The sequence below is a fragment of the Mesorhizobium sp. M0145 genome, from assembly GCF_040322355.1.
Classification (GTDB): Bacteria; Pseudomonadota; Alphaproteobacteria; order Rhizobiales; family Rhizobiaceae; genus Mesorhizobium.
Window position 1 is genome coordinate 771,929 of the sequence record NZ_JAMYTK010000001.1, and the last position, 19,322, is coordinate 791,250.

23 protein-coding genes are annotated in these 19,322 nt (G+C 62.6%); 12 read left to right on the forward strand and 11 right to left on the reverse strand.

Features of this window, described 5'->3' with window-relative positions; genetic code table 11:
* Positions 1–209 precede the first annotated feature (209 nt).
* Positions 210–719, forward strand: a complete 510-nt coding sequence (locus NKJ28_RS03890; RefSeq protein WP_352634143.1) for a hypothetical protein — start codon at positions 210–212, stop codon at positions 717–719.
* 182 nt (positions 720–901) lie between these two features.
* Here NKJ28_RS03890 and NKJ28_RS03895 read toward each other — a convergent pair whose 3' ends face one another.
* From NKJ28_RS03895 to NKJ28_RS03910, 4 genes are all read right to left on the reverse strand, one after another.
* Complete coding sequence (locus NKJ28_RS03895) at positions 902–1,774, reverse strand: MBL fold metallo-hydrolase (RefSeq protein WP_352634145.1); 873 nt, start codon at positions 1,772–1,774, stop codon at positions 902–904.
* Positions 1,775–1,924: 150 nt separating this feature from the next.
* A complete protein-coding gene (locus NKJ28_RS03900) occupies positions 1,925–2,584 on the reverse strand; it encodes a peroxiredoxin (protein ID WP_023678511.1) in 660 nt (219 codons plus the stop codon).
* 174 nt (positions 2,585–2,758) lie between these two features.
* Entirely contained in the window at positions 2,759–3,124 is a 366-nt protein-coding gene (locus tag NKJ28_RS03905; RefSeq protein WP_023678510.1) for a cell division protein ZapA, read from the reverse strand.
* 4 nt (positions 3,125–3,128) lie between these two features.
* The gene (locus NKJ28_RS03910) at positions 3,129–3,401 is read right to left on the reverse strand and encodes a DUF4164 domain-containing protein (protein WP_006200774.1); all 273 of its coding nucleotides are present in this window, start codon (positions 3,399–3,401) and stop codon (positions 3,129–3,131) included.
* Between the two features lie 259 nt (positions 3,402–3,660).
* Between NKJ28_RS03910 and tkt the strand changes: the two genes are divergently transcribed.
* The 3 genes from tkt (at position 3,661) to NKJ28_RS03925 (ending at position 8,925) form a co-directional block, all read left to right on the forward strand.
* Positions 3,661–5,652, forward strand: coding sequence for a transketolase (tkt, locus tag NKJ28_RS03915; protein WP_352457950.1), 1,992 nt, complete (start codon positions 3,661–3,663; stop codon positions 5,650–5,652).
* Between the two features lie 158 nt (positions 5,653–5,810).
* Positions 5,811–6,821, forward strand: a complete 1,011-nt coding sequence (gap, locus tag NKJ28_RS03920) for a type I glyceraldehyde-3-phosphate dehydrogenase (RefSeq protein WP_023678507.1) — start codon at positions 5,811–5,813, stop codon at positions 6,819–6,821.
* Between the two features lie 217 nt (positions 6,822–7,038).
* On the forward strand, positions 7,039–8,925 hold the full coding sequence (locus tag NKJ28_RS03925; RefSeq protein WP_023678506.1) for a potassium/proton antiporter: 1,887 nt from the start codon (positions 7,039–7,041) through the stop codon (positions 8,923–8,925).
* Between the two features lie 169 nt (positions 8,926–9,094).
* Here the strand turns inward: NKJ28_RS03925 and NKJ28_RS03930 are convergent, their stop codons facing one another.
* The gene (locus tag NKJ28_RS03930) at positions 9,095–10,012 is read right to left on the reverse strand and encodes a polyprenyl synthetase family protein (protein WP_023678505.1); all 918 of its coding nucleotides are present in this window, start codon (positions 10,010–10,012) and stop codon (positions 9,095–9,097) included.
* Between the two features lie 79 nt (positions 10,013–10,091).
* On the opposite strand from NKJ28_RS03930, the gene NKJ28_RS03935 reads away from it, so the two are divergent.
* The 3 genes from NKJ28_RS03935 (at position 10,092) to NKJ28_RS03945 (ending at position 11,773) form a co-directional block, all read left to right on the forward strand.
* Positions 10,092–10,850, forward strand: a complete 759-nt coding sequence (locus NKJ28_RS03935) for a biosynthetic peptidoglycan transglycosylase (RefSeq protein WP_031212144.1) — start codon at positions 10,092–10,094, stop codon at positions 10,848–10,850.
* Between the two features lie 139 nt (positions 10,851–10,989).
* Positions 10,990–11,172, forward strand: a complete 183-nt coding sequence (gene rpmF, locus NKJ28_RS03940; RefSeq protein WP_006203806.1) for a 50S ribosomal protein L32 — start codon at positions 10,990–10,992, stop codon at positions 11,170–11,172.
* 199 nt (positions 11,173–11,371) lie between these two features.
* Entirely contained in the window at positions 11,372–11,773 is a 402-nt protein-coding gene (locus NKJ28_RS03945; RefSeq protein ID WP_023678503.1) for a hypothetical protein, read from the forward strand.
* A 10-nt stretch (positions 11,774–11,783) separates the two neighbouring features.
* Here NKJ28_RS03945 and NKJ28_RS03950 read toward each other — a convergent pair whose 3' ends face one another.
* From NKJ28_RS03950 to NKJ28_RS03960, 3 genes are all read right to left on the reverse strand, one after another.
* Entirely contained in the window at positions 11,784–12,215 is a 432-nt protein-coding gene (locus tag NKJ28_RS03950) for a GlcG/HbpS family heme-binding protein (RefSeq protein WP_023678502.1), read from the reverse strand.
* Positions 12,216–12,312: 97 nt separating this feature from the next.
* On the reverse strand, positions 12,313–12,543 hold the full coding sequence (locus NKJ28_RS03955; protein WP_023678501.1) for a hypothetical protein: 231 nt from the start codon (positions 12,541–12,543) through the stop codon (positions 12,313–12,315).
* A 75-nt stretch (positions 12,544–12,618) separates the two neighbouring features.
* Positions 12,619–13,143: a winged helix-turn-helix transcriptional regulator gene (locus NKJ28_RS03960; RefSeq protein ID WP_352451127.1), complete on the reverse strand. Its 525-nt coding sequence runs from the start codon at positions 13,141–13,143 to the stop codon at positions 12,619–12,621.
* Positions 13,144–13,240: 97 nt separating this feature from the next.
* Between NKJ28_RS03960 and NKJ28_RS03965 the strand changes: the two genes are divergently transcribed.
* A complete protein-coding gene (locus tag NKJ28_RS03965) occupies positions 13,241–14,092 on the forward strand; it encodes an alpha/beta fold hydrolase (RefSeq protein ID WP_352571983.1) in 852 nt (283 codons plus the stop codon).
* A 61-nt stretch (positions 14,093–14,153) separates the two neighbouring features.
* A complete protein-coding gene (locus tag NKJ28_RS03970) occupies positions 14,154–14,810 on the forward strand; it encodes a glutathione S-transferase family protein (RefSeq protein WP_352634149.1) in 657 nt (218 codons plus the stop codon).
* A 143-nt stretch (positions 14,811–14,953) separates the two neighbouring features.
* On the opposite strand, the gene NKJ28_RS03975 is transcribed toward NKJ28_RS03970, so the two are convergent.
* The 3 genes from NKJ28_RS03975 to NKJ28_RS03985 form a co-directional block, all read right to left on the reverse strand.
* The gene (locus NKJ28_RS03975) at positions 14,954–15,241 is read right to left on the reverse strand and encodes an ArsR/SmtB family transcription factor (RefSeq protein ID WP_023678497.1); all 288 of its coding nucleotides are present in this window, start codon (positions 15,239–15,241) and stop codon (positions 14,954–14,956) included.
* Between the two features lie 31 nt (positions 15,242–15,272).
* Entirely contained in the window at positions 15,273–16,520 is a 1,248-nt protein-coding gene (locus NKJ28_RS03980; RefSeq protein ID WP_023678496.1) for an MFS transporter, read from the reverse strand.
* A 96-nt stretch (positions 16,521–16,616) separates the two neighbouring features.
* The gene (locus tag NKJ28_RS03985; protein WP_023678495.1) at positions 16,617–16,811 is read right to left on the reverse strand and encodes a DUF1192 domain-containing protein; all 195 of its coding nucleotides are present in this window, start codon (positions 16,809–16,811) and stop codon (positions 16,617–16,619) included.
* Between the two features lie 124 nt (positions 16,812–16,935).
* On the opposite strand from NKJ28_RS03985, the gene NKJ28_RS03990 reads away from it, so the two are divergent.
* The 3 genes from NKJ28_RS03990 (at position 16,936) to NKJ28_RS04000 (ending at position 19,269) form a co-directional block, all read left to right on the forward strand.
* Positions 16,936–17,946: an NAD(P)H-quinone oxidoreductase gene (locus NKJ28_RS03990; protein WP_036238914.1), complete on the forward strand. Its 1,011-nt coding sequence runs from the start codon at positions 16,936–16,938 to the stop codon at positions 17,944–17,946.
* 132 nt (positions 17,947–18,078) lie between these two features.
* Positions 18,079–18,219 carry a DUF1127 domain-containing protein gene (locus NKJ28_RS03995; RefSeq protein WP_352621537.1) on the forward strand — a complete coding sequence of 47 codons (141 nt, stop codon included), beginning with the start codon at positions 18,079–18,081 and terminating at the stop codon, positions 18,217–18,219.
* Between the two features lie 354 nt (positions 18,220–18,573).
* Complete coding sequence (locus tag NKJ28_RS04000; protein WP_292655650.1) at positions 18,574–19,269, forward strand: DUF1013 domain-containing protein; 696 nt, start codon at positions 18,574–18,576, stop codon at positions 19,267–19,269.
* Positions 19,270–19,322 lie beyond the last annotated feature (53 nt).

The window sequence follows — 19,322 nt, forward strand, 5'->3', positions numbered from 1 at the left end:
GCGTCTCCAGACGATCGCATCGATAGCGGCATTACCGCAATTTTCCCCAAGCCCTGAAAACCGCAAGACTGCAAGCTGTGGCGGCAATGTTGCGGCGCCGACCGCGGCATTCCACAACCCGGCGCTCGCGGCAGGCGGCGCGACAACGAGCCGCCGGGGCTGCGCCGGGCAGTTGAGCTCGTCTATTGAAAACGAAAGGCAGTGTGACGATGACGATTTCTCCGTTTCTGGCCGCTCTCGGATCCGACGGTCCGCCAGCCGATCGAGCGAAAGACATGGCCCTGTATGGATGGCTAATTGGAAGCTGGGAAATGGACTCGGTCCACTACCTCGACGACGGCACAATCCAGAAATGGGATGGCGAATGCCATTTTGGCTGGGTGCTCGAAGGCCGCGCGATTCAGGACGTTTGGATCAGGCCCAAGCGCCCTGCTCCGTCCGCGATGTATGGCACAACCTTGCGCATCTTCGACCCTGGGATCGATGGCTGGCATATCATATGGAACGACCCGCTCAACCGGGATCACTCGCGCCAGATCGGGCGGGCCGAGGGTGAGGACATTGTCCAGCTCGGCAATGACTCGCGCGGTCTGCAAACTCGGTGGCGTTTCACCGAGATCACTGCCAACAGCTTCCATTGGATCGGCGAGGAAAGATCTTCCGAGAGCGATCCTTGGCAAATCACGTATGAACATTTAGCCCGCCGAACAAAACCCTGACGCTGGACTGGCTGGCGTCTGCGCTGCTCCTCATCGGGCTGCCGCCACCGTCTTCCCGCATGGACCTCTCGGATTCAAACATCGCAAAAATCGAATCAGGATCAATAGCTTGGATGACCCTCGCAGAACGATGAGGGCGGCGCCGAGTCTGAATGGCATTGTAGTGCCAGCGACCCATCTCCTCACAGGCAATCGAGCGGAAATTTCAGATAGCGCCGCCCGTTGGATTCCGGTTCCGGCAGGCGTCCGCCATTCATGTTCACCTGCAGCGCGTGCAGGATCAGCCGCGGCATCGGCAAGGTCCTGTCGCGGGCCTGGCGGAGCGCGACGAAGTCGGCTTCCGCCTTGCAGCCGGCAACATGGATGTTGCCGGCTTTCTGCTCCGCGACCGTGCTTTCCCAGCGCGCTTCGCGACCGCCCGGCTGGTAGTCGTGACCGACGAACAGACGTGTCTCGTCCGGCAGCGCCAGGATGTCCTCGATCGAGTGCCAGAGCCGCTCGGCACTGCCGCCGGGAAAGTCTGTCCTGGCGGTCCCGCTGTCCGGTATGAACAGCGTGTCGTGGATGAAGGCGGCGTCGCCGATGACGTAAGTGATCGAGGCCAGTGTGTGGCCCGGCGAGAACAGCACTCTTGCCGGAAGGCGGCCGACCGAAAAAGTTGCGCCGTCGGCGAACAGCCTGTCCCATTGCGAACCGTCGGCGGGGAATTCCGGCCAGTTGTAGATCACCTTCCACAATTTCTGGACGTCGATGACCTTTTCGCCGATTGCCGTCGGCGCTCCGGTTCTCCCCCTCAGATAATGGGCGGCGGAGAAATGATCGGCATGCGGATGCGTGTCGAGGATCCACTCGACCTCCAGCCCGCTTTCCCTGACGAAGTCGAGCAGGGCGTCGGCGTTTTTCGTTGCCGTTGTACCGGACCTTTCGTCGAAGTCGAGCACCGGATCGATGATGGCGCATTTGCGGGTCGCCATGTCGGCGACCACATACTGGACGGACCCGCTCGGCTTGTCATAGAAGCCGGTGACCTGCGACCTGGCCGATAATGCGTCCAATCCCAGCCCCCTTGATCCTCACCGTGGCAGGAATGACTTTCTCTGCCACGGCAAATGAAAGGCATGGTTGTCCGTCAACCAGGCGCCGTCAAGCACCCCATGCTCATACGGCCAAGAAAACCGAAAATTCTCCGTGCCGCCTCTGCCTGCTCAGGCGGAAGGCTGCTTGGTTTTCCTGAGATATGGCAGGATCGTCTCATAGGCGCCGAAACGCTTGATGGCATCCTCATTGGAGACGGCAGCGGTGATGATGACGTCCTCGCCCTGCTTCCAGTTCGCCGGCGTCGCCACCTGGTGCTTGGCGGTCAGCTGCATGGAATCGATCGCGCGCAGGATTTCGTCGAAGTTGCGGCCGGTCGTCATCGGGTAGGTGAGAACCAGCTTGATCTTCTTGTCGGGCCCGATGACGTAGACCGAGCGCACCGTGGCATTGTCCGCCGGCGTGCGGCCTTCCGAGCTCTCGCCGGCACCCGCCGGCAGCATCTCGTAAAGCTTGGCGACCTTGAGATCCTTGTCGCCGATCAGCGGGTAGTTCACCGAATGGCCGGTCGCGGTCTTGATGTCGTTCTGCCACTTTTCATGGCTTTGGACGGGATCGACCGAGATGCCGATGATCTTGACGTTGCGCTTCCTGAACTCGCCTTCGAGCCCGGCCATCGTGCCGAGTTCGGTCGTGCAAACCGGCGTAAAGTTCTTCGGATGGCTGAACAATACTGCCCAGCCGTCGCCGATCCATTCATGGAAGCTGATCGGTCCTTGCGTGGTCTCAGCGGTGAAGTCCGGTGCGATATCGTTGATACGAAGGCTCATGGCGTGTCCCTACCCTGTGAGTGCAGATCGCAGCCGGCGTTGACCGGCGCTGCTTTTGCCTTTCTATCACTCCGGCGTCATCCTTCAAATGCCTGTTGCGCCGGCATCAAGGCCGGCGGCGAAATATTTTCATTGCTTCTCGGCAAATGCCGCAGGAATTTTCGCTGCGCTGGCTCAGGCCTTGTTCACTGCCAGCGTCGTCGCCAGGTCTTCCATGCGCTGGGCCAGCGCGCCGAGCGCCCCGGTCAGCGCGGAATCGTTCTTGTCGGCCTTGGTCAGTGCGTCGTCGCGCGTCTTGCGCAGCGTCAGCACTTCGCTTTCCATGCCCTTGACCCGCTTTTGCAGTTCCGAAAGCTCGTCCATGACCATGATGCCGGCCATCACGGTCAGCCGCTGGTCGCCAATCTCGCCAAAAGAATCCTTCAGATGCGAAACATAGCGGTCGAAGCGCTCGGCAAGATCGATCAGATGCTCTTCCTGGCCCTCGTCGCAGGCCATCCGATACTGCTTGCCGTCGATGGAAACCGTGACTTGTGCCATTAGCCTACCTGTCCAGTACCGCGCGGATGGTTTCCATGGCTGTCACCAGCCTTCGCGACACTTCCTTGTTGGCATCTTCCAGCCGTTCGGCGCGGGCCTCGGAATTGTCGAGTTCCTGCGCCAGCCGCGAGCGGTCGGCGTTCATCCGCTGCACTTCGGCCTCGGCTTCCGAATAGTCCCGCTCGTGCTCGAGCTTGGCCGCGACGGCGTTTTCCAGCCCTTCGATGGCCTTACCCAGCCTGGCAATGACTTCTTTGAGGGTCGTTTCCCCGGTCATGGCTTTCGTCCTGCGCCCTGCCCATCACCGAATCATCCACGTTCAGAACGCGTTATCCCTGAAACATTACGCGTCGTGTGAACCGCACGTCAATAAAGCTGTCGCGACTGTCCCCTGCTAACGCTAATGTAAGTCGCGCATGGCCATCACAAGACCGGCAAAAGCACACCGATTTGTTGACTAAAAGGCCGCGCCTGCTATGTGTCGCGCACCTTTTCAACGGCTTTCCCAAGGCCCAAACCCCCATTTTGGAGGAAGCATGACTTCGCGCGAACAACATGACCGGATGGCCAACGCGATCCGTTTTCTCGCCATGGACGCTGTGGAGAAGGCAAACTCCGGCCATCCCGGATTGCCCATGGGCTGCGCCGACATCGCCACGGTGCTGTTCACCCGCTTTCTCAAATACGATCCGAAGAACCCGCATTGGCCGGACCGCGATCGCTTTATCCTGTCGGCCGGCCACGGCTCGATGCTGCTTTACTCGCTGCTCTATCTGACCGGCTACGAAGACATCACTATCGACCAGATCAAGCAGTTCCGCCAATTGGGGTCGAGGACCGCGGGCCACCCGGAATACGGCCATGCCGCCGGCATCGAGACGACGACAGGCCCACTCGGCCAGGGCCTTGCCAATTCGGTCGGCTTCGCACTCGGCGAGCGCATCATGAATGCCGCTTTCGGCAACGATCTCGTCGACCACTACACCTATGTGCTGGCCGGCGACGGCTGCCTGATGGAAGGCGTATCCCAGGAAGCCATCGCGCTTGCCGGACATCTGAAGCTGAACAAGCTGATCGTCTTCTGGGACAACAACAACATCTCGATCGATGGCCCGGTGTCGCTGGCCGACAACACCGACCAGGTCGCCCGCTTCCAGGCGTCCGGCTGGAATGCTAGCCATATCGACGGCCAGGACCCGGAAGCGATCGCCTATGCCATCGAAGCGGCCCGCCACTCCGACAAGCCGACGATGATTGCCTGCAAGACGACGATCGGTTTCGGCGCGCCGACCAAGGCCGGCACCAACAAGGCGCATGGCTCGCCGCTCGGTGCCGAGGAAATCGCCGGTGCCAGAAAATTCTTCGGCTGGGATTCGCCGCCCTTCGAGGTTCCGGCCGATATTCTCGACGCATGGCGTACCGCCGGGCGGAGCGGCGTCAAGGCGTGCACCGACTGGGAAAGCCGCCTTGCCAAGGCTGATGCCAAATTGCGCGCAGAGTTCGAACGCCGCATCAGTGGCACGCTGCCGGCCAGCTTCGACGCCGTCATTGGCGATTACAAGAAGAAGCTCGCCGCCGACAAGCCGAAGGTCGCCACCCGTAAGTCATCGGAAATGGCGCTGGAGGTCATCAACGGCGCCGTGCCCGAAACCATCGGCGGCTCGGCCGATTTGACCGGCTCCAACAACACCAAGACCAGCCAGACCAAGAACATCACCGCCGACGATTACGGCCAGCGCTACGTTCATTACGGCGTTCGCGAGCACGGCATGGCGGCCGCGCTCAACGGGCTGACATTGCATGGCGGCATTATCGCCTATGGCGGCACTTTCATGTGCTTTTCCGATTATGCCCGTCCGGCGATGCGGCTTGCTTCGCTGATGGGCATCCGCTCGATCTTCGTCATGACCCATGATTCCATCGGCCTTGGCGAAGACGGCCCGACCCATCAGCCGGTCGAGCATCTGGCAGCACTTCGCGCCATTCCGAACCACAATGTCTTCCGCCCGGCCGACGCGGTGGAAACCGCGGAATGCTGGCAGTTGGCCATTGAGTCGGAAAAGACGCCTTCGACATTGGCGCTGACCCGGCAGAACCTGCCGACGGTACGCAACGACTTCGTTGCGGAAAACCTCTCCAGCCGCGGCGCCTATGAACTTGCCGCCGCCAGTGGCGAGGCGGCGGTGACGATCTTCGCTTCGGGCTCCGAGGTCGAGATCGCGCTGGCCGCCCGCGAGGCCTTGGAAAAGCACGGCCACGCGACCCGCGTCGTCTCGGTGCCGTGCTTCGAATTGTTCGACAAGCAGAGCGCCGACTATCGCAGCAGGACGATCGGCAATGCGCCGCTCAAGATTGCCATCGAAGCCGGCATCCGTCAGGGCTGGGATCACTTCATCGGCACCGACGGCATCTTTGTCGGCATGACCGGCTTCGGCGCCTCCGGCACCATCGAACAGCTCTACCCGCATTTCGGCATCACAGCCGAGGCAACGGTGAAGGCGGCGGAAGCCCGTCTGCATGGCAAATGAAAGTGAGCCCCGCCCGGCAAAGGCTGGCATAGCGGTTTTGCCGGGCGGTGGAGCACTAATCGATTTAAATCCACGCCTCGGCGGCTGGATTCTTTGCCCGTCCGCCGTTATGAAGCTGCGGACTTGATCTTCGGCCTCCAACTCCCAGGGAGAGAACAATGACCGTCAGAGTTGCCATCAACGGATTCGGCCGCATCGGCCGCAACATCCTGCGCGCCATCCATGAATCCGGCCGCAAGGATATCGACGTCGTCGCGGTCAACGATCTCGGCCCGGTCGAGACCAACGCGCATCTGCTGCGCTTCGACAGCGTGCATGGCCGCTTTCCGCACGAGGTGACGGTTGACGGTGACCAGATCATCGTCGGCAAGGAAAAATTCAAGGTCACCGCGATCAAGGATCCGACGCAACTGCCCTGGAAGGAGCTTGGCATCGACATCGCGCTCGAATGCACCGGCATCTTCACCGCCCGCGACAAGGCCGTCGCCCATCTGACCGCCGGTGCCAAGCGCGTTCTCGTCTCCGCTCCGGCAGAGGGCGCCGATCTCACCGTCGTCTATGGCATCAATCACGACAAGCTGACCAAGGACCACATCGTCATCTCGAACGCCTCCTGCACCACCAACTGCCTGGCGCCGCTGGCGGCCGTGCTGAATGAGGCGGTCGGCATCGAAAAGGGCATGATGACGACGATCCATTCCTACACCGGCGACCAGCCGACGCTGGACACCATGCACAAGGACCTCTACCGCGCCCGCGCCGCCGCGCTGTCGCAGATTCCGACCTCGACCGGTGCTGCCAAGGCCATCGGCCTGGTACTGCCCGAGCTCAAGGGCAAGCTCGACGGCATATCCATCCGCGTGCCGACCCCGAACGTCTCGCTCGTCGATTTCAAGTTCATCGCCAAGCGGCCGACCACCGTCCAGGAGATCAATGACGCGGTGATCGCCGCCTCGAACGGCAAGCTGAAGGGCATCCTCGCCGTTACCCGTCACCCCAATGTTTCGATCGACTTCAACCATGATCCGCATTCCTCGATCGTGGCGCTCGACCAGACCAAGGTCATGGACGGCAACTTCGTTTCGGTGCTGTCGTGGTACGACAATGAGTGGGGCTTTTCCAACCGCATGGGCGATACCGCCGTCGCCTTCGGCAAGACCATCGCCTGATCGGAGAGCCAGCTTCTCGACCTGGAGACGCCCGGCTCAGTCCGGGCGTTTTTCATTGCAGCACGAACCGCCGAGGCACGCTCCGCTGCTCGGGGGTGCCAAAACTTTCGACGATCGGCAGCGTGGGGCAAAAAGCCACGCTGCTGCCTTGCAGCGGCCATGTCTTCGCCCCACTCTCCCGTGATGCCGGAGCATATCGACTAGGGGCGACCAACGAATGGAGCATGGTATCTATCTTGTGACGCTCGTTGGCGCAGCACTTGTCGTTGCCGCCGCGTTTTCAAGCCTGATCGCCTTCCGTTTCGGCGCCCCTCTCCTGCTGCTGTTTCTCTGCATCGGCCTCGCCACCGGAACCGACGGTCTCGGCATCCATTTCGACAATGCCCGAGTTGCTTATTTTGCCGGCTCATTGGCGCTGGCGGTCATCCTTTTCGATTCCGGCTTCGGCACGCCGCTCAACGCCTTGCGGCAGGCCGCCGGGCCGGCGCTGTCGCTGGCCACATTCGGCGTCCTTTTGACCACCGGGCTCTTCGGCGCCGCCGCCTATTATCTGCTAGACCTGACCTGGCTGGAATCCTTCCTGCTCGGTGCCGCCGTCGCCTCGACCGACGCCGCGGCGGTGTTCTTCCTGCTGCGCGCCGGCGAGATCAATTTGCGCGAGCGCGTGCGGTCCACGCTCGAGGTGGAATCCGGCACAAATGACCCGATCGCCATCTTCCTGACCATCACGCTGGTCGAGGTCATCGCCGCCAATACCCACCCCGAGGCCAAGGTGCTGGTCACCGATCTTGCCGTCGGCTTCCTCGTCAACATGGGGCTCGGCGCGGTCATCGGCATTCTCGGCGGCATGGCCATCGTGCGCCTTGTCGATCGCCTCAATCTCGATCACGGCCTACTGCCGATCTTCGTGCTGACGCTATCGCTTATGGTGTTCGCTGCCGCCGGTGCCGTCGGCGGCTCCGGCTTCCTGGCGGTCTATCTCGCAGGCCTGATTGCCGGCAATTCCGATATCCGGGCCGTCACCATCCTCAAGCGCTTCCAGGACGGCATGTCGTGGCTGGCGCAGATCATCATGTTCCTGATCCTCGGCCTGTTCGCGACGCCTTCGCAATTTCCGGCGATCCTGGTGCCGGCAGTGCTGCTCGGCCTGTTCCTGGTATTTGTGGCACGGCCAATCGCCGTCTGGCTCTGCCTGGTGCCGTTCCGTCTGCCACGCCCGGAAGTCGCCTTCGTCTCGTGGGTTGGCCTGCGTGGTGCCGTGTCGATCCTGCTTGCCATCACGCCGCTGCTCGGCGGTCTTGAGAACGGCCGCCTCATCTTCAACACTGCCTTCATCATCGTGCTGGTCTCGCTGATCATCCAGGGATGGACCGTCGGGCCGCTGGCGCGCCGTCTCGGCCTTATCGTGCCGGCCCGCCTGGGACCGCTCGACAAGGTCGAATTGGAACTGCCGGGCTCCGCCCATCATGAGCTTCTCGCCTACCGCGTGGCACCTGGCAGCCCGGTGGCGCGCGGCGAACGCATTCCGCGCTGGGCGCGGCCGTCGCTGGTGCTGCGCGACGGACGCTCGATGCGCTTCCAGGATATGGGTCGGCTCGCGGCCGGCGACCATGTCTACATCTTCGTGCCGGACCGCTATCCGCGCCTGCTCGACAAGCTGTTCGCCAGCCGTGCCGTGGTCGATCCCGAGGACGCGGATTTCTTCGGGGCCTTCGCCGTCGATCCGTCACGCCCCGCCGAGGAACTGGAGACCGCCTACGCGCCGGGCCTGACCGAAGCGGAACGCAAGCTCAGCATTGGCGACCTGGTCACTACCCGGCTCGGCGGCCACGCCGAATACGCCGACCGCGTGCTGCTCGGTCCGATCGAGCTGATCGTCCGCGACGTCGACGACAAGGGCAGGATCACCGGCCTTGGCCTGTCCTTTGAGCCGACCGCGCCGGTGGCGCGCGTTCCGGTGTTCCTCAGCGCCGGCGAAATCCGCGACCGCATCGCCGCCTTCATCCGCAACCGGCGCAAGCCGGCCGAGGCGCAGGCGGTCGAGGCGGCCGAGATGGAACCGGTTCCGCAGCCCGTGGTGGAAAAGACGACTGGCGAAGGCTGACCGCTGTCCACCCGAGCCGCGGAACCCTGCCGCGAGGCTGAAGAATGGCTCGGCAACTGGTGTGGCGGGTCCATGTGGTCCGACATCGCCGGAAATGATCCCGATCGGCCGGTTGCGAGGGCGTCCGGCCGATCAGTCGCCAATTCTCCGGCGCGCCATAGGGGCGCGCTTAATTGTTGCGGGCCGCTACGAACTGCGCCGCTTGTTTCAGAAGCGCAGCTTGCTCGCCAAAAGGTTCGAGCAACGCATGAGCCTGGTCAACGAGGCCATGGAGCTGGCCCCGCGCCCAGTCCGGTCCGTGCAGCGCGACCAGCGTCGCCTTGCCGGCCGCGGCATCCTTGCCGGTTGCCTTGCCCATCTGATGCGCGTCGGCGGTCAGGTCGAGCAGATCGTCGGCAAGCTGAAAGGCAAGCCCGATCGCCGAGCCGAACTCGGCCAGCCTTTCGCGGTCGCCCGACGGCGCGCCGGCAAGGATAGCGCCCGCTTCGCAGGCAAAGCGGATCAGCGCACCGGTTTTCATCGCCTGAAGCCGGATGATACCGGCCTCGTCCGGCCGGCTTTGTTCGGCTTCGAGATCGAGCATCTGGCCGCCGACCATGCTTCCCGCCCCGGCGGCGCGGGCCAGTGCCAGCACCAGCGTTGCCCTGCGCTCGGCCGGCAGCAGTGTCGCCTCGTCGGCAAGGATGTCGAAGGCAAGTGTCAGCAAGGCGTCGCCCGCAAGAATGGCGGTCGCCTCATCGAAAGCCCTGTGCACGGTCGGCTGGCCGCGGCGCAAATCGTCGTCGTCCATGGCCGGCAGATCGTCATGGATGAGCGAATAGCAGTGCACGCATTCGAGCGCCGCCGCGACGCGCAGCGCCGCCTCGCCGTCGGCTGAAAACAGTGCAGCACTTTCCATGACCAGGAAGGGACGCAGTCGTTTGCCGCCGTTCAGCACGCCATGTCGCATTGCCGCCATCAGGCGTTCGGGCCGCGCGACCTCGCCCGAAAGCGTCCGTCCGTCGAGCAACCGCCTCAGCAGCGCCTCGAGCGGAACTGCCCGGGCAATAAGTGCAGCTTCGAACGCCATTTGGTCGTCTTTCGTCATGGTCGGGAGCGGTAGCCGACACTCAGACGTTGCGCAAGAAGCCAAGCGCCATTATGCCGGGGGCAGGGAGTAGCGCGGACTGGGTGGCTTGGCGGAACCGATCGTCGATCACGAAACCGAAGGGTTGGACATGGCGAGACCGAGACGCGGCAGCCGCATCGGTCTTCAACGCTGGGTCCGGCGCGGCATCGCCGTCGCGGTCGTGCTGGCGCTGGTGCCGGTGGTGCTGACCTTCCTGTACCTGCCGACATTCGTGCATCCGGTGTCGACATTGATGCTGAAGGACCTGGCGACGTTTTCTGGCTACGATCGGCGCTGGGTTTCCATCGACGATGTCGCGCCGGTGCTGGCATATTCGGTCATCATGTCGGAGGACGGGCAGTTCTGTTTCCATCGCGGCGTCGATCTGGGCGAGTTGCGCGGCGTCGTCGACGATGCGCTCGCCGGCGAGATGACACGTGGCGCCTCGACCATCACCATGCAGACGGTAAAGAATCTTTATCTATGGTCGCGGCCGTTGGGCTCGGTCCGTAAGGTCGTGGAACTGCCGCTGGCCGTCTATTTCGATGCGGTGCTGTCGAAACGGCGGATCATGGAGATCTACCTCAACATCGCCGAATGGGGACCGGGCATCTACGGCATCGAGGCCGCCGCCCAGCATCATTTCGGCGTCTCGGCAAAACAGCTGTCGCGCCGGCAGGCAGCGCTGCTTGCCGTCACCTTGCCGAATCCGATCGTGCGCAATCCGGCGAAGCCCGGGCCGGGACTGAGGCGGCTTGCCGCGTTGATCGAACGGCGCGCCGGCCGCGCCGGCGCCTATGTCGGTTGCCTGCGATAGTGTCAAAAAAAAACACGGCGACGCTGGCCAAAACGCCGTCGGGCGTGTATAGGCACCCGACTTTCTCAGATTCCGGCCCCTGATGTGGCCCTTTCACGAGGGCCGCCGGGGCGTTTTGACCATGTAGTGGAGCATATCCATGGCCGTTCCGAAACGAAAAACCTCTCCGTCGAAGCGCGGCATGCGCCGTTCTGCCGACGCACTGAAGGCCCCGACCTATGTCGAGGACAAGAACTCCGGCGAGATGCGCCGTCCGCACCATATCGACCTGAAGACCGGCATGTATCGCGGTCGCCAGGTTCTGGAGCCGAAGGAAAGCTGAGAGAGCTTTCGACGGTTTATGGGTTGCGAAACGACCGGCCATTGGCCGGTCTTTTTGCGTTTGCGACAACTGATCATATCAGCCGGGCCTGACATTGTTGTTTCACGCCGTCTTTGTCCGTGTTTATCGGCCGCACGAAAATTCTTGACGGCGAACGCCGGGCGCACTCTACAAAGATCAGTCCAACCGGAGCCGCCACATGTTCGGTGCCATCCCGCTGCTGATCGTGCCTTTCATCCTCTACAATCTCGGGCTTCTGGGAATATTCGGCAGCGGCGACGATCCGTGGGCCACCGAAATGTTTTCGGTCCGGATGATGTCGGGTGGCGTGTTCTCGATGACCCTCGGCGACCTCATCGTGCTGATCGCACTGATCTTCTTGTTCGTCGAAGTGGTGAAGTCGACGCGCACGACAAATGCCTCGATCATGGACCATCTTTTGTCGACCTTCGTCTTTGTGGCCTATCTGGTCGAGTTCCTGCTGGTGAAGGGCGCCGCCCATTCCGTTTTCTTCACACTGATGGTCATAGCGCTGATCGACGTGCTGGCCGGCTTTTCGGTGTCGATGCGGTCGGCCACCCGCGACATCAATATGAGTTAAGGATCCCGACTCAGCCCGGGTCAGCGGTGAAGCCAGCCGCCTCGACGCCGGCGATGGCTGCCGTTTCATCATTGTCGGACGTGTCGCCGGAAATACCGATGGCGCCGATGATCGTGCCGGCGTTGTCGCGGATCAGCACGCCGCCGACGACCGGCAGGACGCGCCCGCCCGACACGTCGGAGACGCCGGCGATCAGATGCGGGCGCTCCTTGGCGAAAGCTTCCACCCGGCGCGAGCCCATGCCGATAGCGAGCGCGCCATAGGCCTTGCCGGCCGACATTTGCGGACGCAGGAAAGAGGCGCCGTCCTGACGCTGGAACGCGACCAGATGGGCGCCGGCGTCGAGCACCGAGACGCCAAGCGGCCTGAGCTTGAGCTCGGCACCCTTGGCAAAGGCGGCGGCGATGATTTCAAGGGCTTTGTCGAGCGTCAGTGCGGTCATGGCCGTCTCCTAAACGCGCCAGTTATCAACCGGCAGAACAGACTCCGAGTGAACTGTTTCGCGTGCGAAAGGAAGCATGCATTCTGGGAGCGCCGGCCTATTTCTTCTTGGCGCGAGGCTTCTTCACCGGGGCCGGAGGCGCATTGGCCAGGTCTTCCGCTTCCTTGGCGAGGCGCAGCGCCCGCAGCTTGTTGGTCTTGGCTTGGCGAGCGTCGCTCTCGGCGACATATTCCGCCATCGCCTTCTGGCGAACCGTGGCTGCCTCTTCCTGTTTCTTGAAACGCAAATCGGCCCGCGCACGGGCAGTGTCCTTAGAGTTCTCGACCAAGAGCGTTATCCAATCCGTAAATTATCTTCAGTCCCTTGATAGCAGAGCCAGCCCGCAATTGGGAAAATAAGTTGGTCATGGCGCCGGATCGCAGCCGACTCGCTCCGCCTTGCGGGCGACTACCGCATCGTATCCGGCCTGCAAAGTCGCGCGGACGGTGGGTCCAGATGGGGCGGGAGACGCACCCAGATGCTCGTGGCGCAACTCGTTCATGAACTTATCCCACATCGGCGGGCCGCCTTTTTCCAGAAGCTCGGCACGGATAGAGAGCTCTTCGCTGACCGGCAGCCAGACGCGGCCCCAGGCGCCGAGATGCGCCAGGATCGGCACCAGCGTAATCGCCATTTCGGTCAGGCTGTAGATCGCCTTTTGCTTGTGGGAGGGATCGTCCGCCTTGGTCAGCATGCCGAGCTCCATCAGCCGCTTCAGCCGGTCGGCGAGGATGTTGGAGGCGATGCCCTCCATCGAGCCGTTGAGCAGTTCGCGAAAGTGGCGTCTGCCGCCGAAGATGATGTCGCGAAGGATGATCAGGCTCCACCGGTCACCGAACACTTCGAGCGACAGGTTGATGGGGCATCCGGACCGACGATCGATGTTCATGCGAATCTCCAAAAACCGGTTGCACTATCGTATCGGTTTTAATATCGTGCAACTGATTGCAACTTGCAATCGGATTTGCAGCCCAAGGAGGAAAGTCATGAGAAACGCCGAACACCCCGAAATCGTATCCCAGACGTTCGGCGATCCGGCCCATCCGGCGGTGTTGTTGATCATGGGCGCGATGGCTTCCATGCTTTGGTGGCCCGAAGCGTTTTGCCGGAAGCTGGCCGGCGAGGGTCGCTTCGTGATCCGCTATGACAATCGCGATACCGGCCGTTCGACCAAATACGCGCCGGGCGAGCCGCCTTATACATTCGACGACATGGTGGACGATGCCGTCCGCGTCCTTGACGACCAGGGAATCCGAAAGGCGCACGTGGTCGGCATGTCGATGGGCGGTATGATTGCGCAGCTCGTTGCGTTGAAATACCCGCCGCGTGTCAATTCGCTGACGGTGATCAGCAGCTCGCCCCTGGGCATCGATACGTCGCATTTGCCCGGAACCACCGAGGCCTATAGGAAACATTCGGCCGAAGGCGCCAAGGTCGACTGGTCTGACCGTGGCCAAGCGGTCGATTTCATGGTCAAAAACGCGCGTGCGCTCGCCGGCACCGCGCATCCGTTCGATGAGGCGCGGACGAGAGCGTTCGTGGAACAGGACTACGACCGGTCCGGCGGCTTTCTCAGCGCGACCAATCACTTCATGCTCAAGGGCGGCGAAGATCGGAGCGGCGAGGACTGGACGGGGCGGCTGCACGAGATGAAGATTCCGCTCCTCGTTATCCACGGCACCGACGATCCGATCTTTCCAGCCGAGCATGGCGCCGCTCTTGCCGACGCGGTCGCCGGTGCAAGACTGGTCCGGATCGAGGGCGGCGGCCACGAGCTGCATCCCGACGATTGGGCCGCGATCATCGATGCGATCGTCGCCCACAGCCGGGCCACGTAGCAGCGGGCCGAACCTTGACACCGGATGCCCGCGAGACGAAGCACCAAAGATAGGAGCAAAAATGTCCCTGACGATGCATCTTCATCCGCTGGCCTCCTTCTGCTGGAAACCGCTGATCGCGCTCTATGAGAACGGCACGCCATTCACATCGGTCGTCGTCGATCTCGGCAACGAACAGTCGCGCGCGGCGTTCCTGAAATTGTGGCCGGCCGGCAAGATGCCGGTGCTGCGCGATGAGGCGCTGGACCGGACCGTGCCGGAATCGACGATCGTCATCGAATATCTCAACGCGTATTATCCCGGACCGGTCGAGCTGATCCCCGGCGATCTCGATCTCGCCCGTCAGACCCGGCTTGCCGACCGCTTCTATGACTTCTACGTCCAGGAACCGATGCAGAAGATCGTTGGCGACCGGCTGCGGCCGGAGGGCAAGACCGATCCGTTCGGCGTCGAGCAGGCCCGCGCCCAGCTGCGCAGCTCCTACGCCATCTTTGAACAGGACATGCAGTCGAGGACATGGGCGGTGGGTGCGAGCTTCACCATGGCCGACTGCGCTGCCGCCCCCGCGCTGTTCTACGCCAACAAGGTCGAGCCGTTCGGAGACGAATATCCTGCGGTCAGGCGCTATCACGACCGGTTGCTGCAACGCCCCTCGGTTGCCCGTGTGATCGAGGAAGCGCAGCCGTATTTCAAGCTCTTCCCCTACAACAATGGCTAGAGTGGTTCATCGTTTCACGGAAACGCCGAACCGCTCTATCTCTTTGTTTTTGCGCAATTCCGTACGGAAAACCGTTTCACACTTTTCCTGGAATTGCTCTAGGCCCGATGCTGCATAGTTGCTCGACGCGCTGACGATGCCCCTCAGCTTCCGGGTGAACCGAGCTGCTCCGCATCCCAGAACTGGTCAAGCCAGATGTTGAGCTTCAGGAAGCCGGCATTGCTGACCGTATAGACGCGCCTGGTGCCTTCCGGCTTGGCGTTGACCAACCCCGCATCAAGCAGCACCTTCAGGTGCTGCGAAACGGCCGGGCGGGACACCGGCAAGCCGGATGCCAATTCGTTGACGGTCTTCGGTCCGCGCCGGAGCTCTTCCAAGAGATGGCGCCGGTTGGGATCGGCAATCGCCATGAAGGCGTCGGAAAGCATCATGCCTTATTTGTGGGGCAAAGCGCCTCGAATCTCAACTGTCGGCTTCAGCTTTTCTGCGCGGGTCGAGCCGCAACGCTTCCGGCGTCACCGAGCGATCGGCGGGCTGGGTCTTGAAGGCATCGCGGCCTTCGATCGGCACCGGCGCGCGACGGCTGATGCGCAGCAGCGTATAGCCAGCCAGGCTGAGATGCGCGAGCGCAGTGGCCAGGAACAGCCCCTCAGGGCGCATCCAGCCCATCAGGCCGGCGGCCACCAGCGGACCGATCATCGTGCCGAAGCCATAAAGCAGCAGCAGGCCGCCCGACACTTTGACGAAGTCCTCCGATCGCGCATGGTCATTGGCATGCGCCACCGCGATCGAATAGAGCGTGTAGGCGAAGGCGCCGTAGGCGGCGGTGCAGACGATGACGAAGACGCCGGAGCGCGGTTCGAACAGGAAGATGGCGATGGCAAACAGCGCAGCACCGAAGGCCGCGCCCGCCAGCACGAAACGACGGTCCGTCGTGTCGGAGAGCCGCCCGGCCGGAAGCTGCATGGCGGCACCAGCGATGACCACGAGGCTCATCATCAGCGCGATCTCGGCTGTCGAGATGCCGATGCGCGCTCCATAGACGGCACCAAGTGTACCCCAGGCGCCGTTGGCGATGCCGATCAGCACGCAAGCGATCGCCGACACCGGCGAATTGACGTAGAGCCCCTTGACGTCAAGCGACACGTCCTGCAGCGGCTTGGGGTGAGACGCCGTCGAGACCGCCGTCGGGATCAGCGACAGGCAGAACAGAATGCCGGTGATCATGAACAGCGACGCCGATCTCACATCGCCGCCGGCAACGATCATCTGACCGCCCATGATCGAGGCATAGGTGACCATCATGTAGAGGCCGAAGACGGTGCCGCGGTTTTCGTTGGTGGCCTTCTCGTTGAGCCAGCTTTCGATGACCATGAAGGCGCCGGCCATGGTGAAGCCGGTGAAGGCGCGCAGCAGGATCCAGGTATATTCGTCGATGATCAGGCCGGTGAGCAGTGCGACGATCGCTCCCGATGCGGCAAAGGCGCCGAAAGCCCTGACATGACCGGCGCGGCGCACGATGCGTGGCGCAAAGAAGCAGCCGGTGACGAAGCCGCCGGCCCAAGCCGTGCCCATCAGGCCGAGCGATGCCGTCGAGAAGCCCTCCACCTGGCCGCGCAGCGGCAACAGCAGACCGTGCAGTCCGGATGCCGCCAACAGGAACGCGGTGCCGCGCAGCAGCGAGAGGATCGGTCTGTAGCTTGCGAACATTTTTCAATCCGGCTGGGGTTTAGGGCACAAGTCTGGAGACAGCGGCATTCGGGCTTTTCGGCGGCGTGCCCGAGCTTTTGGAATTACCCGCAGTAACTACCCGCGGCGAAACAGCGCCTCTGCCGCCGACTTGGTCGAGCCCTTGGTCTTGAGCTCGGCTTCCAGCCGGGCGATCTCGTCGCGCAGGATGCCGATCCGTTCGGACAATTCATCGACGGAAAGCAGCGACAGATCCTGCCCGATCTCGTGCGGGCGCGCTTTCTTCTTGGGTTCGTCGTCGAAGATCGCCATCGTCGCTCCTCCGTGATTGCCCATTTGCCTGATTTGCCAATGAGCATACATAGGGCAAGGGTATGGATGCAAATGGCGGGCAAGAGCTGGCACGAGAAACCGGCGGAGCACGACGGGAAAATTCATGGCGAACGCACAGAAAATTCCGGCGAAGATGATGGCGATCGCCATATCGGAACCGGGCGGGCCGCGGGTGCTGAAACCGGAAACCCGCGACGTACCGGTTCCCGGTCCCGGCGAGATCCTGATCCGGGTGCGGGCCGCCGGCGTCAACCGGCCGGACGTGCAACAGCGCAAGGGCGCCTATCCGCCACCGCCGGGAGCGTCGGATCTGCCGGGCCTGGAAGCAGCAGGCGAAGTCGCTGCCCTTGGTGACGAGATATCGCGCTGGCGCGTCGGCGACCGGGTCTGTGCGCTGACGGCGGGCGGCGGCTATGCCGAATATGTCAGAGTGCACGCCGGCAGCGTGCTACCGCTGCCCGCCGGCTTTACCTACACCGAAGCGGCGGCGCTGCCGGAAAACTACTTCACTGTTTGGCACAATGTCTTCGAGCGCGGCGGCCTGAAGAGCGGCGAGACCCTGCTCGTGCATGGCGGCTCGTCGGGTATCGGCACCACCGCGATCCAGCTTGCTGCCGCTTTCGGCGCCTATGTCGTCACCACCGCCGGCAACAAGGAGAAATGCGACGCCTGCCTCAAGCTCGGCGCCGACCGGGCGATCAACTACCGCGAGGAGGACTTCGTCGCCGCAGTCAAGGAGGCAACCGGCGGCAAGGGTGCCAATGTCATCCTCGACATGGTCGGCGGCGACTATGTGGCGCGAAACTATGAGGCTGCAGCCATGGAAGGCCGCATCGTCCAGATCGCGACGCAGGGCGGGACGGTGGCGAGCGCCGATTTCTTCAAGATCATGGCCAAGCGGCTCGTGCACACAGGATCGCTGCTCAGGCCACGCACCGTGGAGTTCAAGGCGGCAGTTGCGGCTGCGCTGGAGGCGCAGGTTTGGCCGCTGCTCGGCACGCGCAAGGTTGCGCCGGTGATGGATACGATCTTCCCGCTCAAGGAAGCGTGGCGGGCGCATGAGCGGATGGAGGAGGGTGAGCACATCGGCAAGATTGTGCTCGATGTCGCCTGACGGCCCGCAAACAGGCTGAACGAAAGCTTAATGGTGCAATGCAACAAACGCATTGCGGCCATGCAAAAGCGTCTGTTCAATTTTTCATCGCCGATGCCTATTTACGCGGCATCAAAACGATGGAGGACTATCATGAACCCGATCCGCGCTTTCCGTAACTGGCGCATGTACAACGAAACCGTGCGCGAACTGAACCGGCTGAATGCTCGTCAGCTCAACGACCTCGGCATCAACCGCGGCGACATCGAGAGAGTCGCCCGCAAAGGGCTTTGATCTCGAGCACGATCCCGCTCGAAGACCGGGCGCTGCTTTTCGGCAACGCCGAGCCGCGGTTCGGGATCAAGCTTTAGAAGCCAGAGCCGCAGCAGACGGATTTCCGTCGCCGGTTCCGAGCCCGCCCGACCTTGGTCTGGCGGGCTTTGTCTTTTTGAAGCTTTCGACTGCATGGCGTCATCTGCCGACCCTTCGCGGTCTGCTGGTCGCGCTGCCGTGCCGTCCTTGACGCGCGCCTGCCAAAAACATTGCGAAACGGCGAGCGAGCGGTTATATAGACCGCGATTTTCCCATTTTGGTGGCTCTAAACCACCGCCCGCGCGGGAACGCGGGCGAACGAGAAGGATTTTTGTAATGGCCAATACGCTGCTGATGCCAAAGGCGACCGCCGTCTGGCTGGTTGACAACACAGCGCTTTCCTTCGAGCAGATCGCGCAGTTCTGCGGACTGCATCCGCTTGAGGTCAAGGCGATCGCCGACGGCGAGTCGGCGCAAGGTATCAAGGGCATGGACCCGATCATGACCGGCCAGCTCACTCGCGACGAGATCGCGCGCGCAGAGAAGGACCCGAACCACCGGCTGAAGCTCTCCGATCCCAAGGTGCGGGTGCCGGAATCCAAACGCAAGGGTCCGCGCTACACGCCGCTGTCGAAGCGCCAGGACCGGCCCAACGCCATCCTCTGGCTGGTGCGCAACCATCCCGAGCTCAAGGATGCGCAGATTGCCCGCCTTGTCGGCACAACGAAGTCGACGATCGACCAGATCCGCGACAGAAAGCACTGGAACTCCGCGAATCTCCAGCCGATGGATCCGGTGACGCTCGGCCTGACGTCGCAGATCGACCTCGATATGGAAATCAACCGCGCCTCGCGCGGCCGCGAGCAGGCGCAGCCGGTCGGCGATACGCTGCTGCCGGCCGCCTTGACCGAACGGCTGGTGCCGGCGCCCGAAAAGCCGAAGGACGAGGACCGCGAACTTGACGCCAACGCCGTCTTCGCCAAGCTTTCGGCGCTGAAGTCGAAGGACAAGGACGCCGACGAAGAGGAATAGGTCTGGCATCCAAAACAAAAAGCCCGCTTACAAGCGGGCTTTTTTTTGTGATC